This window comes from Psychroflexus aestuariivivens (assembly GCF_004010055.1).
GTDB classification, from domain to species: Bacteria; Bacteroidota; Bacteroidia; order Flavobacteriales; family Flavobacteriaceae; genus Psychroflexus; species Psychroflexus aestuariivivens.
The window spans coordinates 261960-280039 of sequence record NZ_RQVT01000050.1 but is presented as its reverse complement, the minus strand read 5'-3'; the positions used below and the strand labels follow the sequence as shown (position 1 = coordinate 280039).

General features: G+C 33.8%; 12 protein-coding genes and 1 pseudogene. 10 read left to right on the top strand and 3 right to left on the bottom strand.

Annotated features, from left to right (window positions below):
* Nucleotides 1–61: 61 nt before the first annotated feature.
* Nucleotides 62–1732 (bottom strand): glutamine--tRNA ligase/YqeY domain fusion protein, encoded by a 1671-nt coding sequence (locus EIG86_RS09850; RefSeq protein ID WP_127846003.1) that lies wholly within the window; start codon nucleotides 1730–1732, stop codon nucleotides 62–64.
* A 122-nt stretch (nucleotides 1733–1854) separates the two neighbouring features.
* Between EIG86_RS09850 and EIG86_RS09845 the strand changes: the two genes are divergently transcribed.
* The 3 genes from EIG86_RS09845 to asnA all read left to right on the top strand — a co-directional run bounded on the left by EIG86_RS09845 (nucleotide 1855) and on the right by asnA (nucleotide 5803).
* The gene (locus EIG86_RS09845; protein ID WP_127846002.1) at nucleotides 1855–2349 is read left to right on the top strand and encodes a nuclear transport factor 2 family protein; all 495 of its coding nucleotides are present in this window, start codon (nucleotides 1855–1857) and stop codon (nucleotides 2347–2349) included.
* Between the two features lie 62 nt (nucleotides 2350–2411).
* Complete coding sequence (locus tag EIG86_RS09840) at nucleotides 2412–4475, top strand: M13 family metallopeptidase (protein WP_127846001.1); 2064 nt, start codon at nucleotides 2412–2414, stop codon at nucleotides 4473–4475.
* Between the two features lie 311 nt (nucleotides 4476–4786).
* A complete protein-coding gene (gene asnA / locus EIG86_RS09835; RefSeq protein WP_127846000.1) occupies nucleotides 4787–5803 on the top strand; it encodes an aspartate--ammonia ligase in 1017 nt (338 codons plus the stop codon).
* 76 nt (nucleotides 5804–5879) lie between these two features.
* Here the strand turns inward: asnA and hemF are convergent, their stop codons facing one another.
* Nucleotides 5880–6782, bottom strand: coding sequence for an oxygen-dependent coproporphyrinogen oxidase (hemF, locus tag EIG86_RS09830; RefSeq protein WP_127845999.1), 903 nt, complete (start codon nucleotides 6780–6782; stop codon nucleotides 5880–5882).
* A 134-nt stretch (nucleotides 6783–6916) separates the two neighbouring features.
* Between hemF and EIG86_RS09825 the strand changes: the two genes are divergently transcribed.
* The 6 genes and pseudogenes from EIG86_RS09825 (at nucleotide 6917) to EIG86_RS09800 (ending at nucleotide 15599) form a co-directional block, all read left to right on the top strand.
* Nucleotides 6917–8059 carry a cystathionine gamma-synthase gene (locus tag EIG86_RS09825; protein WP_127845998.1) on the top strand — a complete coding sequence of 381 codons (1143 nt, stop codon included), beginning with the start codon at nucleotides 6917–6919 and terminating at the stop codon, nucleotides 8057–8059.
* Nucleotides 8060–8255: 196 nt separating this feature from the next.
* Nucleotides 8256–11726 (top strand): DUF4175 family protein, encoded by a 3471-nt coding sequence (locus EIG86_RS09820; RefSeq protein ID WP_127845997.1) that lies wholly within the window; start codon nucleotides 8256–8258, stop codon nucleotides 11724–11726.
* Nucleotides 11710–12141, top strand: coding sequence for an rRNA maturation RNase YbeY (gene ybeY / locus EIG86_RS09815; RefSeq protein ID WP_127845996.1), 432 nt, complete (start codon nucleotides 11710–11712; stop codon nucleotides 12139–12141). The genes EIG86_RS09820 and ybeY overlap by 17 nt, the downstream gene beginning before the upstream one ends.
* Nucleotides 12142–12146: 5 nt before the next feature.
* Nucleotides 12147–14017, top strand: a pseudogene (mnmG, locus tag EIG86_RS09810) (tRNA uridine-5-carboxymethylaminomethyl(34) synthesis enzyme MnmG).
* A gap of 22 nt (nucleotides 14018–14039) precedes the next feature.
* On the top strand, nucleotides 14040–14858 hold the full coding sequence (locus tag EIG86_RS09805; protein WP_240032199.1) for a class I SAM-dependent methyltransferase: 819 nt from the start codon (nucleotides 14040–14042) through the stop codon (nucleotides 14856–14858).
* 195 nt (nucleotides 14859–15053) lie between these two features.
* Nucleotides 15054–15599, top strand: a complete 546-nt coding sequence (locus EIG86_RS09800; RefSeq protein ID WP_127845994.1) for an OmpH family outer membrane protein — start codon at nucleotides 15054–15056, stop codon at nucleotides 15597–15599.
* 50 nt (nucleotides 15600–15649) lie between these two features.
* Here the strand turns inward: EIG86_RS09800 and EIG86_RS09795 are convergent, their stop codons facing one another.
* Complete coding sequence (locus EIG86_RS09795; RefSeq protein WP_127845993.1) at nucleotides 15650–16789, bottom strand: DNA polymerase III subunit; 1140 nt, start codon at nucleotides 16787–16789, stop codon at nucleotides 15650–15652.
* Nucleotides 16790–16869: 80 nt separating this feature from the next.
* On the opposite strand from EIG86_RS09795, the gene EIG86_RS09790 reads away from it, so the two are divergent.
* Nucleotides 16870–18051 (top strand): phosphoglycerate kinase, encoded by a 1182-nt coding sequence (locus EIG86_RS09790; RefSeq protein WP_127845992.1) that lies wholly within the window; start codon nucleotides 16870–16872, stop codon nucleotides 18049–18051.
* The last annotated feature ends 29 nt before the right edge of the window (nucleotides 18052–18080 follow it).

The following is an 18080-nucleotide window of genomic DNA, read 5'->3' as shown; positions in this document are numbered from 1 at the left end:
TTCAGAAAGACTAAAAATGCAATTTCCACAAAATATTGAAATTAGAATTTATTTGAAAAAATTACTTTTTCCAATTGTCGCGTAATGTCACAGTTCTGTTGAAAACCAAGTGGTCTGAAGTAGAATCTTGATCTACACAAAAATAACCAATGCGCTGAAACTGAACTTTGTCTTCTGGTTTTGCGCTTTTCAAACTTGGTTCTACATAAGCTTTGGTAACTTCTAAAGATTCAGGATTGATAAAATCGATGAAATCTTTGTCTTTGTCTGCGGTTGGATCTTCTACGCTAAACAAACGATCGTACAATCTAACTTCAGCTTCTACTGCTTCAGGAATAGAAACCCAATGCAATGTGCCTTTCACTTTTCGTTTAGAAGCTTCTGTGCCGCTTCCGCTTTTACTTTCAGGATCGTAAGTGCAGTGAACTTCTAGAATATTTCCATCTTCATCTTTCACCACATCTTCAGCTTTGATGATGTAGGCGTTTTTCAAACGGACCTCTTTACCAAGTTTCAATCGGAAAAACTTACGATTGGCTTCTTCTCTGAAATCTTCTTTTTCGATGTAAAGTTCTTTGGAAAACGGCATTTCTCTTGAACCAGCAGATTCATCTTCAGGATTATTTTCTGCTTCTAACCATTCAGTTTGGTCTTCTGGATAATTGGTAATAACGAGTTTTAGAGGATCTAAAACGCCCATTACACGTGGCGCTTTTTTATTCAGATCGTCTCTAACACAAAATTCCAAATGCGCCACGTCTATCATATTTTCACGTTTGCCAATTCCAATACTATCGGCAAAATTTCTTATAGATTCCGGCGTGTATCCACGACGACGCAATCCAGAAATGGTTGGCATTCTAGGATCGTCCCATGACGACACGATATTTTTTTCTACGAGTTGGGCAAGTTTTCTTTTACTCACTACAGTATGACTCAGATTTCTACGTGCAAATTCACGTTGTTTTGGTTTCAAATCTTCGGGTTTGCCAACACGCTCTACAAACCAATTATACAATTCACGATGAGGCAAAAACTCCAAAGTACAAAATGAATGAGAAATCGATTCTATAAAATCAGATTCACCATGTGCCCAATCGTACATTGGGTAAATTTTCCAATCGTTTCCTGTGCGGTGATGCGCTTTGTGTAAACAACGATACATTACAGGATCACGCATAATCATATTTGGTGAAGACATGTCGATTTTAGCTCGTAAAACGTGAGCTTTTTCAGCAGTATCTCCATTTTTCATGTCTTCAAAAAGCGATAAATTCTCTTCAACAGAGCGCGATCTATATGGACTGGCAGTGCCAGGTTTTGTTGGCGTACCTTTTTGTTCAGCAATGGCTTCAGAGGTCTGGCTGTCAACATAAGCATCGCCAGTTTTAATCAAATCTACCGACCAATTGTATAACTGTTCAAAATAATCTGAAGCATAACATTCTTCAGCCCATTTGAAACCAAGCCAAGCCACATCTTTTTTAATAGAGTCTACATAAACAGTTTCCTCTTTAATCGGGTTGGTATCGTCGAATCTCAGGTTTACTGGCGCTTTGTATTTTTCACCTAAACCGAAATTGAGACAAATTGAAGAGGCGTGTCCTATGTGAAGAAAACCATTGGGTTCTGGAGGAAAACGAAACTTTAAATCGCTGATTTTATAATCGTTTTTCAGATCTTCTTCGATGATTTGCTCTATAAAATTCAAAGGTTTTTTCTCTGTTGACATAATTGAAATTTAGTTTACAAATTTACTTAAATTCGTTTCACAAAAAACAGATATTAATTCTATTATTGAATTGGTAAAAGTTTAAATGAAACACCTAATTGAAATTGTTTAAAATTTAAAATATGAAGTTATTTTTTCAGATTTTATTGATTCTTGGCTTTGCAAGTGCAAGTCAAGCACAGGAAGAGAATTCACAAATTAACCAAGTCATCGACGCTTGGCATGAAGCTGCTTCTGAAGCTAATTTTGAAAATTATTTTGGGTTGATGACCGAAGATTCTCATTTCATAGGCACAGATGCGTCTGAAAATTGGTCTTTTGAAGAATTTAAATCTTTTTCAAAACCATATTTCAACAAAGGAAAAGCGTGGACATTTTCACCTGTAGAGCGTCATGTTTATATAAGTTCTGCTCAGAATTTTGCTTGGTTTGATGAATTGCTCAATTCTGACCATATGGGGATTTGTCGTGGTTCTGGCGTTTTGGTTTTGAAAGATGGGCAGTGGAAAATTCAACATTATGTTTTATCCATTGTCGTTCCTAACGAATTGGTGAAAAATCTAAACGAATCGAAATCTGAGCACGATCAAAATTTCATGAAAAATCAACAAAACTGAAATTCATTATTAATTTAATAAAAAAGCGTATTTTTATCAAAATATTTCAAATAAAAATAAGTATGAAAAAGCTTAAACTATCGCTGATGTCAATGACAGCAGCAACTTTACTGTTTTCTTGTCAAAGTAATGATAAAAGCAAGGAAACAAAGGAGGAAAAAACCCACGGTATTCAGGTTAAATATATGGATACAACGGTGCAGCCACAAGACGATTTTTATAGTTATGTGAATGGCAATTGGATGAAAACTGCTGAAATTCCTGACGATAGAACGTCTTGGGGTGGATTTCAAATTTTAAGAAAAAATACAGATAATGATGTTTTAGAAATTTTGAAAAAAGCAGAATCTTCTGGTAAATATGATGCAAAATCGGACCAAGGCAAAGCCATTCAGGTGTTCAATTCTATCATGGATACTGTGTCTAGAGATGAAGCTGGTGTGAAACCAATCATGCCAACTTTAGAAAAAATTGATGCTGTTAAAAACGTAAAAGATATTCAGAATTTACTAGCTGAACATCCTTCTACTGTTTCTGCACCATTTTTTGGTTTGTCTGTCTATTCTGACCCAGATGATAGTAATATGAATGTTGCTTACATCGGGAATGGAAGTTTAGGCTTACCAGATCGTGATTATTATCTTGAGGATGATGAGAATTCTAAGGAAATACGAGAAAAGTATAAGTTACATATAGCAAAAATGTTGCCTTATTTCGGTATTTCTCAAGAAGAAGCAAATAAAAAAGCAGAAACTATTTTGGCTTATGAAACCAAATTAGCTGAACCAAGATTAGACAAAGTTGCTAGAAGGGATTTTAGAAATTTCAACAATAGATATGCGGTCAAAGATCTAGGAACTGTTGTATCTTCTATAGATTGGCAGGATTTCATAACCCGATTGGGGATTGAAAAACAACCTGATACAGTTTTGGTTATGGAACCGAAATACATGAAAGCACTTGATCAAATAATGATGGAAAGTGATATTGAAGATTTAAAAACTTTGATGCAATGGGCAACTATCAATGATGCTGCAAGTCAACTTTCTACGGAATTAGCAACCAGAAACTGGGAGTTCTACAGTAAGACTTTGAGTGGTGCAAAAGCACAAAGACCACTTGATGAACGAGCGCTTTCTGTAGTCAACGGGACAATTGGTGAAGCGGTTGGAAAACTTTATGTTGACCAAAAATTTCCACCAGAAGCCAAAGAAAAAGCAGAAAAAATGGTAGACAATGTGATTCTGGCTTTTAAAAATAGAATTAACAACTTAGATTGGATGACTGAAGACACTAAAGTACAAGCCATAGAAAAGCTAGATAAATTTACTGTAAAAATCGGCTATCCTGATGAATTTGAGGATTACAGTGAATTGGAAGTAAATCCTGAAAACACTTTTTACGAAAATATGTTGGCTGTTTCTGAATGGAATTATAGAGATAATTTAAGCAAAATAGGCAAACCTGTTGACAAAACTAAGTGGGGTATGTCACCACAAACTGTCAATGCGTATTTCAATCCTTTGTATAACGAAATTGTTTTTCCTGCGGCTATTTTACAACCTCCGTTTTATGACTATGAAGCAGATGATGCTGTTAATTATGGTGGAATTGGTGCCGTTATCGGTCACGAAATATCTCACGCATTTGATGATAGTGGTGCTAGATTTGATGCAAACGGTAACTTGAAAAATTGGTGGACAGACGAAGATTTAGAAAAATTTACTGAAAGGGGTGAAAAGTTAGCTGAACTCTACAGTAGTATTGAAGTTCTAGATAGCGTTTACATCAATGGAAAATTCACTTTAGGAGAAAATATTGGTGATTTAGGTGGTGTTTTAGGCGCTTACGATGGTTTACAAATGCACTTGGAAAAAACTGGCAAGCCAGGTAAAATTGATGGTTTCACACCTGAGCAAAGATTTTTTATGTCATGGGCAACTGTTTGGAGAACCAAAATGAGAGACGAAGCTTTGGAAACAAAAATCAAAACAGATCCACATTCTCCAGGAATGTACAGAGCTTATGTGCCGTTACAAAATGTAGATGCATTTTATGATGCTTTCGATGTGAAAGAAAGCGATGAGCTTTACATTGCTCCAGAAGATCGTGTGAGAATTTGGTAGTTCCAAAAATTAAATTAACTTTACTTAAGTTATGATACAAATCAATTTAAATAATAGCAATAATAACAATTCAAATTTTGAATTGCGGATAGGCTATTGATTTAAATAAAGTATAAATTTATTAAAAGCCTTTCCGATGTGGAAAGGCTTTTTTTGTTGAAAAAAAATGAGAAACGCAATCAATTATAATGTAAACTTCAGTAATTCACCACCGTGAAACGAGCAAATATTGTCAAAATTTTCCAGCTCGTTTTTAGTAAAACGGGCTTTTTTTATACCTCAAAACAAATAATAATTTAAAAACAAAAGTCATGATTACACAAACTCAAACCTCATTTTTAGTTAAAGAAAAAGCCATCCAATTAGTCAAAGATGAATTTTCAAAAGCCTTGGCAGAAAAGCTACATTTATCGAAAATTTCTGCTCCGATAATTGTTCAAAAACACACAGGAATCAACGATGATTTATGTGGCGTTGAGCGTCCAGTAAAATTTCCCATAAAATCTATGGGGGAAGAATCTGGCGAAGTGGTACAATCTTTAGCCAAATGGAAACGCCAAATCCTTGGCAAATATGATATTCCAGTAGGACAAGGTATTTGGACAGATATGCGTGCTTTAAGAACCGACGAAATCCTTTCTCCAATTCATTCACTTTATGTTGACCAATGGGATTGGGAAAAACACATCTTACCAGAACATAGAAATCTTCAAACTTTGAAAACTACTGTACAGAAAATTTATGAAGCTATAACCGAAGTTGAAAAACTAGTAGAAATACAATTTCCAGATTTAAAATCAACTTTACCGAAAAATATTACATTTATTCATAGCGAGGAATTACGCCAACTTTATCCAGATTTGACCCAAAAAGAAAGGGAAGATCGAATCACCAAAACTCACGGCGCAGTATTTATTATCGGAATTGGCGGTAAGTTGGGCGATGATAAAATTCATGACGACCGAGCACCAGATTACGACGATTGGAGTTCAACCAGTGAAACTGGGATGAAAGGACTCAACGGTGATATTTTAGTTTGGCATCCTAAACTAGAAAAAGCTTTTGAAATCTCTTCAATGGGCATCCGAGTCAATGCTGAATCATTAATGCATCAATGCAAATTACAGGAAAAAACTGACCGTCTGAAATTCCCTTTTCATCAAATGCTTTTGAAAGATGAATTGCCCCAAAGCATCGGCGGCGGTATTGGTCAATCCAGACTTTGTATGTTTATGCTGAAAAAGCATCACATAGGAGAGGTTCAAGTCAGTATTTGGCCAGAAACTATGCGCAAAACACTAGCTGAACAAGGCATTCATTTGCTTTAAATTAAAAAAGGTCTTTAAAAAAGCCTTCATAATTCAAAAAATGAAGGCTCTATTTTTTGGGATTTTCAACTAAAAATTAAACCCAATTTTTTGGGGATTTTAAAACTTCTAAAAGTTTGGCTTCATCAGAATTTGGCTCTGGATGGTGATTATATTGCCACTGAACATATGGCGGCAAACTCATCAAAATACTTTCTATTCTGCCATTGGTTTTCAAACCGAAAAGTGTGCCTTTGTCGTGAACTAAATTAAATTCAACGTAACGGCCACGTCGTATTTCTTGCCAGTCTCGTTGCTTTTGGTGGTAAGACAAGTTTTTCCGTTTTTCCACAATTGGAACATAAGCTTCCAAAAACTGATTGGCAACTTCAGTGACAAAATCATAAATATTTTGTAGAGATTTATTTTCAGTAGGTTTCAAATAATCAAAAAATAAACCGCCAATTCCTCTGGCTTCATCTCGATGTGAATTCCAGAAGTAGTCGTCGCATTTTTCTTTATAAGTTTCGTATAAATTATCGCCATGTTTATCACAGGCATTTTTAGAAACTTTATGGAAATGAATGGCATCTTCTTCAAATAAATAATACGGTGTTAAATCTTGACCACCACCAAACCACTGATCTACAATATTATTCTGCTGATCGTACATTTCAAAATATCTGAAATTAGCATGAACAGTAGGAACCATTGGGTTTTTAGGGTGTAAAACCAAACTCAATCCACAAGCAAAAAAATCGCAATCCCTAACGTTGAAATAATTTTGCATGGCTTCTGGCAAATGACCATGTACAGCAGATATATTCACGCCTCCTTTTTCGAAAACATCACCATTTTCAATCACTCTGGTACGACCGCCACCGCCTTCTTTTCTTTTCCAAATATCTTGTTGGAATTTCACTTTACCATCTACAGCTTCAAGTTTTTCAGTGATTTCGTCTTGCAGGTTTTCAATATATTTATAGAAAGTGTCTCTCATGGTTTCAAATTAAAATATAGTTGCAATTTAAATTTTGCTTTTGAAAATACCAGCATTTTGTTAATAATTGACTAAACTAAATTTCATAACTTTATTTAGTCTATTCTAGCTTAAATTTGTGTAAAAGCGTTTCTATGAAATTCAATACTAAAACAATACACGGCGGTCAAGAAAATACAGATCCAGCTTACGGCTCAGTAATGCAACCCATTTACCAAACATCAACTTACAGTCAAACCTCGCCAGGTCAGCACAAAGGTTTTGAATATTCAAGAAGTGGAAATCCAACGCGTTCAGGTTTAGAGCAAGCCTTGGCTTCTATTGAAAATGGCAAACATGGTTTAGCTTTCGGTTCTGGTTTAGCTGCGATTGATGCTGTTTTGAAAATGCTAAAACCGGGTGATGAAGTTGTTTCTACAAGCGATTTATACGGCGGAACTTATAGATTATTCAATAGTATTTTTAAGGGTTTTGGTATTAAATTTCATTTTGTTGGGATGCAAGATTCCGAAGCTATTGAAAAATATATAAATCCAAAGACTAAGTTGATTTGGGCAGAAACACCATCTAATCCTTTGATGAATATTACTGATATTTCAGCTTTGTCAGAAGTGGCAAAAAAACACAAAATTCTTTTGGCGGTAGACAATACTTTTGCAACAGCATATTTACAAAAACCGCTAGATTTAGGCGCTGATATTGTGATGCATAGCGCTACAAAATATCTTGGCGGTCACAGTGATTTGGTACTGGGTTCTTTAGTTGTAAATGATGAAAAATTGGCTGAGCAGTTATATTTTATACAAAAAGCAAGCGGTGGAATTCCTGGTCCGATGGATTGTTTTTTAGTTTTGCGAGGTATTAAAACTTTACATCTTAGAATGCAAAGACATTCTGAAAATGGACGTGCCGTTGCTGAATTTCTGAAATCACATCCTAAAGTAGAAAATTTGTATTGGCCTGGATTGGAAGACCATCCAAATCATGAAATTGCTAAACGGCAAATGAAAGACTTTGGAGGAATGGTTTCCTTCACAACAAAAGGGAATTCTAAGCAAAATGCCATCAGATTTGTTGAAAAATTGAAAATATTTACCTTGGCAGAATCTTTAGGCGGTGTAGAGTCTTTGGCCGGTCATCCAGCAACAATGACTCATGCCAGCATTCCAAAATCCGAACGTGAAAAATTAGGCGTGGTTGATTCTTTAATTAGATTGAGTGTCGGGATTGAAGATGAAGAAGATTTATTAAAAGACTTAGAACAAGCTTTGGCTTAAATATTGTGTTGAATTAAATTCTTTGGAATAAAAATTTCCAAAATTTATGAGTAAAATTTAAACAACATTTGAATTCTAAGCTGTTGGTAAAAATTATATCAAAGTCTCTAAGCACTGTTAAAAATTCATTACAAATCCTAAAATTATCTGTGAATTAATACCTTAGCAAAGCCTAAAAACAGATTCATCAATAAGCATGCAACAATTTAAAATAATACAAGAAAAGTTAGAACAATTTATACGCAGATTTTATGTCAATGCATTAATTAAAGGATTAATCATCTTTTTTGCAGTTGGCATATTAGCGTTTCTGGCTATTCTAGCATTGGAATATTTTCTCTGGTTGAATTCAACTGGACGCCTTATTTTATTTTACCTAGCCATCACTTTTGAAGTTTTATTGTTTTACAGGCTAATTCTGATTCCTATTCTGAAACTAACCAGAATTTCAAAAGGCATCGATTATAATAAAGCATCGCAAATCATCGGTAAGCATTTTCAAGAGGTAAGCGATAAATTGACAAATATTCTTCAACTTAAACAAGAAGACCAAGATAATGACTTGATTATTGCCAGTATAGAACAAAAATCTAAAGAATTGAAACCTGTACCGTTTCAACTCGCCATCGATTTTAAACAAAACCTGAAATACGCCAAATTTGCGATTATTCCAGTATTGATCATTTTAGCTATTTGGATTTCTGGACAAGGCGAATCTTTTTCTTCTAGTTACGAACGTGTCGTGAATTACAAAAATTTCTACGAACCTCCAGCACCTTTCAAATTTGTGATTCTGAATAAAAATTTGAATGCTGAAGAAGGACAATCATTTCAACTGAAGGTGTCAACAATCGGTGATATTGTTCCAGAAGAGGCTAAAATTCACATTGGAGACGAAGCCTATTTTTTGAAATCAACTTCTGGAAATGAATTTGTATATGAATTTAAAAATGTAGTAGGAAACCAAACATTTCACCTTACTGCAAACGAAGTGAAATCGAAAAATTTCAACCTTTCTGCTTTGGAAATTCCCATCATAGAAGATTTCAAAATGAATTTGGAATTCCCAAAATATACACGACAAAAGGACAAAAGTATCTCTGGCACTGGAAACGCAGTTGTTCCAGAAGGGACCAAAATTACTTGGGAAGTAAAGGCAAATTCTACTGAAAAAATTAAATTTCAATCTAAAGACACAACCCAATTTTTCAAATCTGAAGGTTCACAATTCAGTTTTGACTTTTTAAGTCGCAAAACTTTGAATTATCAAGTCTCAACCTCAAATTCACATTTTGAAAATTATGAAAATTTAAATTACAATATCAAAGTCATAAAAGATGAATACCCAAAAATTAAACTCTCAAAAAAACAAGATAGCATTGATTTAGATCAACAATATTTTTACGGCAAATTGACTGATGATTACGGCTTAACACGCTTAAAATTAGTGTATTACCCGATTAATAACAGAGATTCTATTCAACGTGTGCAACTGCCTGTTTCTAATAGCAATTATTCTGAATTTACCTATGCATTTCCAAATAATGATTTGAATTTTGAACCTGGGCAAGCTTATGAATATTATTTTCAAGTTTATGATAATGATCAATTTAACGGTCGCAAATCTTCTAAATCTGAAATCTTTAATTTTCGTAAAAAAACTGAAATAGAAGAAGACGCAGAAAATTTGGATAGACAAAAAAAGTCAATTGAAAAACTTTCAGAAGAACTCAAAAAGAAAAAAGAAGATAAAAAGGAGTTTAAAGATTTGAAAAATTTGCAAAAGCAAAATTCAAAATTAAACTACAGTGAAAAACAGAAGCTGGAAAAGTTTGTCAAAAGACAAAAACAGCAAATGCAAATAATGAAAGACTACAATAAGCAACTGAAAGAGGATCTCAAAAATTTAGATGAAAAATCTGAAGATAAAGAGAAAGAACAACTAGAGGAACGCTTAGAAAAAAACCAAGAACAACTAGACAAAAACAAAGAACTTCTTGACGAGTTAGACAAATTAAGAGAAAAAATAGACCAAGAAGAATTAAATGAAAAGCTAGATGAATATGAAAATGAAAGTGAGAAACAAGAAAAAAATCTAGAGCAATTATTAGAACTTACTAAAAGATATTATGTTGAAAAAAAGACAGAAAAATTAGCTCAGCAATTAGATAAACTTTCTAAAAAACAAGACGATTTATCTAAAGCTGAAGAGAATAATTCTGAAAAGCAAGATGAACTAAATAAAGAATTTCAAGAGCTAAAAGAAGAACTAGAAAATTTAGAAAAGAAAAATCAAGAACTAGAATCGCCAATGGAAATTGGTAAAGATGAAGATTTAGAAAAGGAGGTTGAAGAATCACAATCTGAAGCCAAAGAAAAACTAGAAGATTCTGAAGAAGAGGAAAACTCTGAAAAAGAGCAACAGAATAGCAAGTCTGATGCCCAAAATAAGCAGCAAAATGCGGCAAAAAAAATGAAAGAAATGTCGCAAAAAATGCAACAATCTATGATGGCAGGAGGTATGGAACAAACTGCTGAAGATGCAGAAATGCTAAGGCAAATTCTTGAAAATCTAATTACATTTTCTATTCAACAAGAGGAATTAATGAATGAATTTGAAGGTATTTCAAACAGCAACCCGTCTTATGCTAACAAATTGCGCCGACAAGCTGAATTGCGAGAAAATTTCAAGCATGTTGATGATAGTTTGTATGCTTTAGCAATGCGTACTCCAATGATTACTGAATCTGTAAATAATAGAATCTCAGATATTAATTTCAATATAGAAAAAACCTTAGAAAGACTTGCTGAAAACGAAGTCAGGTTAGGAACAAGCAATCAGCAATACACGATGATGTATGCAAATGAGCTGGCCAACATGTTAGACGGTGCACTAGATCAAATGCAGATGCAAATGAGTGCCTCAGGTTCTGGTAAAGGGAAAAGCGGAAAGGGTAAAAGTGGTGATAAACCTGGCGACCAACTTTCTGACATTATAAAATCTCATGAAGAATTGCAAAAACAAATGCAAGGTCAAGGTAAAAAAGGTAAAGGAGAAAAACCCGGCGAAGGTGAGAAATCTGGTGGAAACCAAAGCGGCGGACAAAGTGGGAAATCTTCTGAAGGTGAAAGTGGAAAACAAGGTGAAAATGGCGAAAGCTCTAAAGGAGAAAACGGCAATTCAGGAAGCAATGGTGGAGATGGAAATAGCGGAAAAGATGGTGAAGAAGGTTCGAAAATGGGAGATTCTGAACAAATGAGTGGAGAAATCTATGAAATTTACAAAAAGCAACAAGAACTTAGGAATCAGCTTGAAAATGAAATTAAGCGTCTCGGTTTAGATGCAGATAGTCGAAATCTAAATAAAAGTCTGGATAAATTAGAACAAGAATTATTGATGAAAGGTTTCAGTAGTGAAGTTTTGAAACAAATGGAAAATGTCAAGCATCAACTTTTGAAACTTGAAGAAGCTGCCAATCGTCAAGGTCAAGATAGCAAACGACAAGCAGAAACAAATCGGAAAGAATTTATTCCTAACCAAAAAGATTGGGAAGAAAAAGCTAAAGAATACTTTAACACGACTGAAATTTTAAACAGACAACAATTACCTTTGCAACCAGAATACAAACAATTGATAAAAAAGTATTTTAATGGAGAAAACAATTGATTTTTATAGCACAAATGATTTCAGCTTTAACAACGAATCTAATTACAAAAAAGCTTTGCAAGAAGTTATAGAAAGTGAAAATTTTGAGCTAGAAAGCTTAACTTATATCTTTTGTACAGATGAATATCTTTTGGAGATTAATAGGGATTTTTTGAACCATGATACTTTGACAGATATTATCACATTTGACTATTCTGAAGATCAAAAAATTTCAGCTGAAATTTATATCAGCACAGAACGCGTTGCTGAAAATGCAAAAACTTATGAAGTAGGATTCGAACAAGAATTACAACGCGTTATGGTACATGGCGTTTTGCATTGTTGCGGTTACAAAGACAAAACAGAAAACGAACGCCAATTGATGAGAGCAAAAGAAAACGAAAAAATTAAATTGTTCCACGTGGAACAAAACTGAGATTTATGTTTACAAATACTTATGATGTAATAGTAGTTGGTGCCGGGCATGCCGGTAGTGAAGCCGCTGCGGCATCAGCAAATATGGGTCAAAAGACACTTTTGATTACCATGAACCTACAAAATATTGCACAAATGTCATGCAATCCGGCGATGGGAGGAATTGCTAAAGGTCAGATTCTGCGAGAAATTGATGCATTAGGCGGTTATAGTGGATTAGTTTCTGACACAAGTGCAATACAATTCAAAATGCTTAACAAATCGAAAGGACCTGCGATGTGGAGTCCAAGAGTTCAAAGTGATCGCATGATGTTTTCTCAACATTGGCGTGATCGTTTGGAGCAAACTGAAAACTTGGATTTTTACCAAGAAATGGTATCTGGTATTATAGTCAAAAATAATAAAATAGAAGGTGTCAGGACTTCGCTTGGTTTAGAGATAAAGGCAAGAACAGTTGTGTTAACCAACGGAACATTTTTGAATGGATTAATTCATATAGGAGATAAGAATTTTGGTGGTGGTAGAGCAGGAGAACGGGCTTCTACGGGAATTACAGCAGAATTAATCAATTTAGGATTTGAAGCTGGCAGAATGAAAACTGGAACACCTCCAAGAGTCGATGGACGTTCATTAGACTTTTCGAAAATGGAAGAGCAACCTGGTGATGAAAATCCTTGGAAATTTTCTTTTTCTGATGAAACAAAACCACTTCAAAAACAAAGATCTTGTTGGATGGCTTATACGTCTCCTGAAGTTCATGAAATTCTGAAAGAAGGTTTTGATAGATCGCCAATGTTTAATGGTGCAATTCAAAGTGCTGGGCCAAGATATTGCCCAAGTATTGAGGATAAAATTCACAGATTTGCAGACAAAAGCAGGCACCAAATGTTTGTAGAACCAGAAGGCTGGACAACAGTCGAGTATTATGTCAATGGATTCTCAACTTCATTACCTGAAGACGTTCAATACAAAGCATTAAAAAGTGTTTCCGGATTCGAGAATGTAAAATTTTTCAGACCAGGTTATGCCATCGAATACGATTATTTTCCACCAACACAACTTAAACATACTTTGGAAACAAAGTTGGTTGAAGGATTATATTTTGCTGGTCAAATCAATGGAACAACAGGATATGAAGAAGCCGCATCTCAAGGATTAATGGCAGGAATAAATGCAGCTTTGAAAGTTCAAGAAAACGATGAATTCATTCTGTCAAGAAGTGAAGCTTATATTGGCGTTTTAATAGACGATTTGATTACAAAAGGAACAGAAGAACCATATAGAATGTTTACTTCAAGAGCTGAGTATAGAACTTTATTGAGACAAGATAATGCCGATTTTAGATTAACTGGTAAATCTCATGAAATAGGTTTGGCTTCAGATGAACGCTTAAAGAAAATGGAAGAAAAGCAAAAAAAATCAAATGACTTTGTAGAATTCTTTAAAAACCAAAGTGTAACAACAGATGAAATTAATCCAATTTTAGATTCTAAAAAATCTGCAAATGTAAATCAACAAGGAAAGCTTTTTAAAATATTTGCTAGACCAAACATTGAGATGACAGATATGCAAAATTAAAATCTGTGGATGAATATGTGAAGAAAAACAAGCTTGACAATGAAGTCTTAGAACAAGTAGAAGTTCAAGTTAAATATGCTGGTTATATTGAAAAAGAAAAACAAAATGCAGACAAACTTAATAGATTAGAAAATGTTAGAATACCTAGCAATTTTGATTATAGTCAATTGAAATCAATGTCATTTGAAGCTAGAGAAAAATTAAATAAAATACAACCTAGAACTGTCTCGCAAGCCTCACGTGTAAGTGGTGTAAATCCAAGTGATGTTTCAGTGCTTTTAGTTCATATGGGCAGATAATGTTCCACGTGGAACAATGAGAATGAAACTAGAAAAACTGAAAATAGTAGATTTTGCAAATACAGGTGAGATATTTCATCTTGTAAAATATAAAGATGGTATTTACAGAACTCAACCTAAACCAGAAAATTTAGATAAGTACTACGAGTTTGATGACTATATTTCACATACAAATAAAAATAAGACGGTAACTGAAATTGTTTACAGTTTTGTAAAACAAATAATGTTTTCAAAAAAGTACAAACTCATAAAAAAACACAAACCTGAGATAAATAGTGTTTTAGATTATGGTTGTGGAACTGGTGATTTTGTAGATTTCCTGAAATCAAAGAAAATAAAAGCGATTGGTTTTGAACCAACCAGTCAAGCTTATGAAATTGCAAGGAAAAAAAATAGAAGTACATATCAGTCCTTAGAAAAAATAAAAAGTAAAGTTGACGTTATTACACTATTTCATGTTTTAGAACATGTAGAAAATTACAATGAGGTAATTCAAAATTTAAAAGAGTATTTAAATCCGAATGGATTAATTTGTATAGCAGTTCCGAATCATAAATCTTACGATGCTGAATACTATGAAGAACACTGGGCTGCATGGGATGTTCCTCGGCATGTATGGCATTTTTCAATAGAAGGAATGATTCAAGTGGCTAATGAGAATAATTTAGAATTGAAACAAATAAAACCAATGCCTTTTGATGCGTTTTATATTTCAATGGTTTCAGAAACATACAAAGGACAATCCAAATTGAAAGGAATTTGGCATGGATTAGTTTCTAACTTAAAAGCTTTACATACACAATCATATTCATCAAATATTTTTGTCTTTAAGGTTAAATAAGCGCTTCTAATGTAGTTTTAGCAAAATAAGGTAAAGTTTATTGCTTTATCGAAAAAAGTACCTCAAAACTGAAATAAATAGTACAAATAATATTTGATAATATTATAATTATTCTAAATTCAATAAGCTAAATCAATTAATAGAAAGACTGTGCTAATTGATTAACTTTTATACATTTGCTTAAAATTTAAACTTATGAAAAAAATTATTTTATCATTAGCTGTCGTCGCTTCACTGATGTCTTGTCAACAACAAAAAACCGCTTATGTGGATAATACTGTTCTAATTCAAGATTATTACAAAATGGAATCCACGGAAGCAAAATATGAGGAAAAAAGTAAAAAAATGTCCGATGAGCTTGATGCTAATGTGATGGAATTTCAAAAAGAAGTTCAGGAATTTCAAAAAAATGAAGGTTCAATGTCTAAGGCAGAACTAGAAAGAGAACAAAACCGTTTGATGCAGAAACAACAAATGTTACAGCAGCAACAGCAACAGCAAAGCCAGGCTTTAAGACAAGAAAGCGACCAAGCCATTGATTCACTGATCAAAGAAGTTCGCGATTTTGTTGAAGATTACGGTAAAGAAAATGGTTACACATATATTTTCGGTTCAAATGAATCTGCCAATATCATGTACGCCAAAGAAGGTCTTGATATCACTGATGATATTCTTGAGGAATTAAACAAGGGACATGAAAGTGATTCTGAAGAAAAAGAAAGTACTAATTCAGAAGAATAGTCAAATTAAAATATATTCTAATAAAATTGAGTCGATTCTAATGAGTCGGCTTATTTTTTGTGCAAAAGTCTGGTCAATTCAAAGGACAAATCTGAAAAAATTATCTTAGCGTTCCCGTTTCTTTCAATATGAAAAATGGCGGTTTCTAAAGCAGAAAATATCTTACTGATATTGGCGCCATGTATGAATTGACTAAAAGCATCAAATTTGAAACCTGAATCGTAGGTTTCAAGAAACACAAGAGAATTAGCTTTATAATTTTTCAACAAAGCCTGTCTAAAAAAATTTATACAATAGTGTAAAAATCGCTTCTGGGTTTCTCTAGTTTCATTTGACAAAGTGTCCGACCAATTCAATAATTCTAACACAACATGTTTATTACCCTTAGCACGAAAAGCTGATCTGACCCAAGTTATGAACCACTTTTCAAAATGTTCATCATCCGAATTGTGTTCAGCAATATGAAGTGCTTTGGTAAAACTGGCATCAGATTGTTGAGCAAATTTTGTGGCTTCAGCTTCAGAAATATCAAATTTATCCAAAAGACCTTCAATGATATCAGCTTCACCAAGTGGAGGAAAGTCCAAAATCTGACAACGCGATTTTATAGTCTGCAGAATATCGGAAGGATGTTCTGTAATCAGAATAAAAAAAGTATTGGTTGGTGGCTCCTCAATAAGTTTAAGTAATTTATTTGAAGAAGCAGTATTCATCTTATCAGCACACCAAATAATCATGACTTTAGCGCCACCTTCATAAGACTTTAAAGACAAGGATTTTACAATATCGGTAGCTTCATCGACGTTGATATTGCCTTGCTTTTTTTCAATTCCGATAAATTGATACCAATCATATAAACTTTGGTAAGTATTCTGAACCACAAACTTGCGGAAATCTTTTACAAAATCTTTAGAAACAGGTTTTTTAGGCGAATCTGGAGTTTTATTTATAGGATATACAAAATGCAAATCAGGATGCGTTAACTGGTCAAAACTATGGTGAAGATATTTTTGCTTGGTTTCTGGCAAAGAATCAGAAATTAAAGCTCTTGCAAAGGCAATAGCCATCGGCAAAGTACCAGAACCAGATTGACCTACAAACAATTGAGCATGAGCTACACGTCTGTTTTCTATACTGGAAATCAAATGGTTTTTGATATGTTTTAATCCTAGAATATCATCGAAATGCATCTGGCTAAAATAACAAAGCTTAGCATGATTTGAAAATTATTTGACTAAATTTGAAAACGAAAAAACAAAATTCAATTGATATGAAAACAATCAAAGATTTTAATTTTAAAAACAAAAAAACACTGATCAGAGTTGATTTCAATGTGCCACTAGATAAAGAGTTAAAAGTTGGAGACCGAAGTAGAATTATTGGCGCTAAACCAACAATCATAGAAGTACTTGAAGAAGGTGGAAGCGTAGTACTAATGTCGCATTTGGGTCGCCCTGAAGGTAAAGAAGATAAATATTCGTTGCGTCATATTGTTGCTGATGTCTCTGATGTAATCGGCGTAAAAGTAAAATTTGCAGAAGATTGTATTGGTAAAGTTGCAGAAGAAGCGGTAAAAAATCTAAAACCTGGTGAAGTTTTATTGTTAGAAAATCTGAGATTTCATGATGAAGAGAAAAAAGGTGATGAAGAATTTGCTGAAAAACTCTCTAAATTGGGTGACATTTACATCAATGATGCATTTGGAACAGCACACAGAGCTCACGCTTCTACAACAATAGTTGCCAAATATTTTGAAGATAAAGCAGTTGGTTTGTTACTTCAAAAGGAAATAGAAAGTTTGGATAAAGTACTTCATTCCGAAGAAAAACCAGTTACTGCGGTTATTGGTGGTGCGAAGGTTTCTTCAAAAATCACCGTAATTGAAAATATCTTACCAAAAATTGATCATTTGATTATTGGGGGCGGTATGGCATTCACTTTTATAAAAGCCAAAGGCGGAAAGATCGGAGAATCTTTAGTTGAAGATGATAAGCAAGATTTGGCTCTGGAAATTTTAGAAAAAGCAAAAACACAAAACGTTCAAGTTCATTTACCTGTAGATACAATTTCAACACAAAAATTCGATAATGATGCCGAAACTAAAGTTGAAGACATCACGGCAATTTCTGATGGTTGGATGGGTCTAGATGCTGGTCCAAAATCAAGAGAAAATTTTGCAGAAGTCATCAAAAAATCTAAAATAATTCTTTGGAATGGTCCTTTAGGTGTTTTCGAGATGGAAACATTTTCTAAAGGTACAATTGCATTAGCAGAAGCTATTGCAGAAGCTACGGAAAAGGGAGCATTTTCGTTAGTAGGAGGTGGAGACAGCGTTTCAGCAGCAAAACAATTCGGTTTTGATAAAAAAGTAAGTTATGTATCTACTGGTGGTGGTGCCATGCTAGAAATGTTAGAAGGAAAAAGCTTGCCGGGAATAGAAGCTCTAAAATAATATTCGCATACATATTTCACTTACAAAGT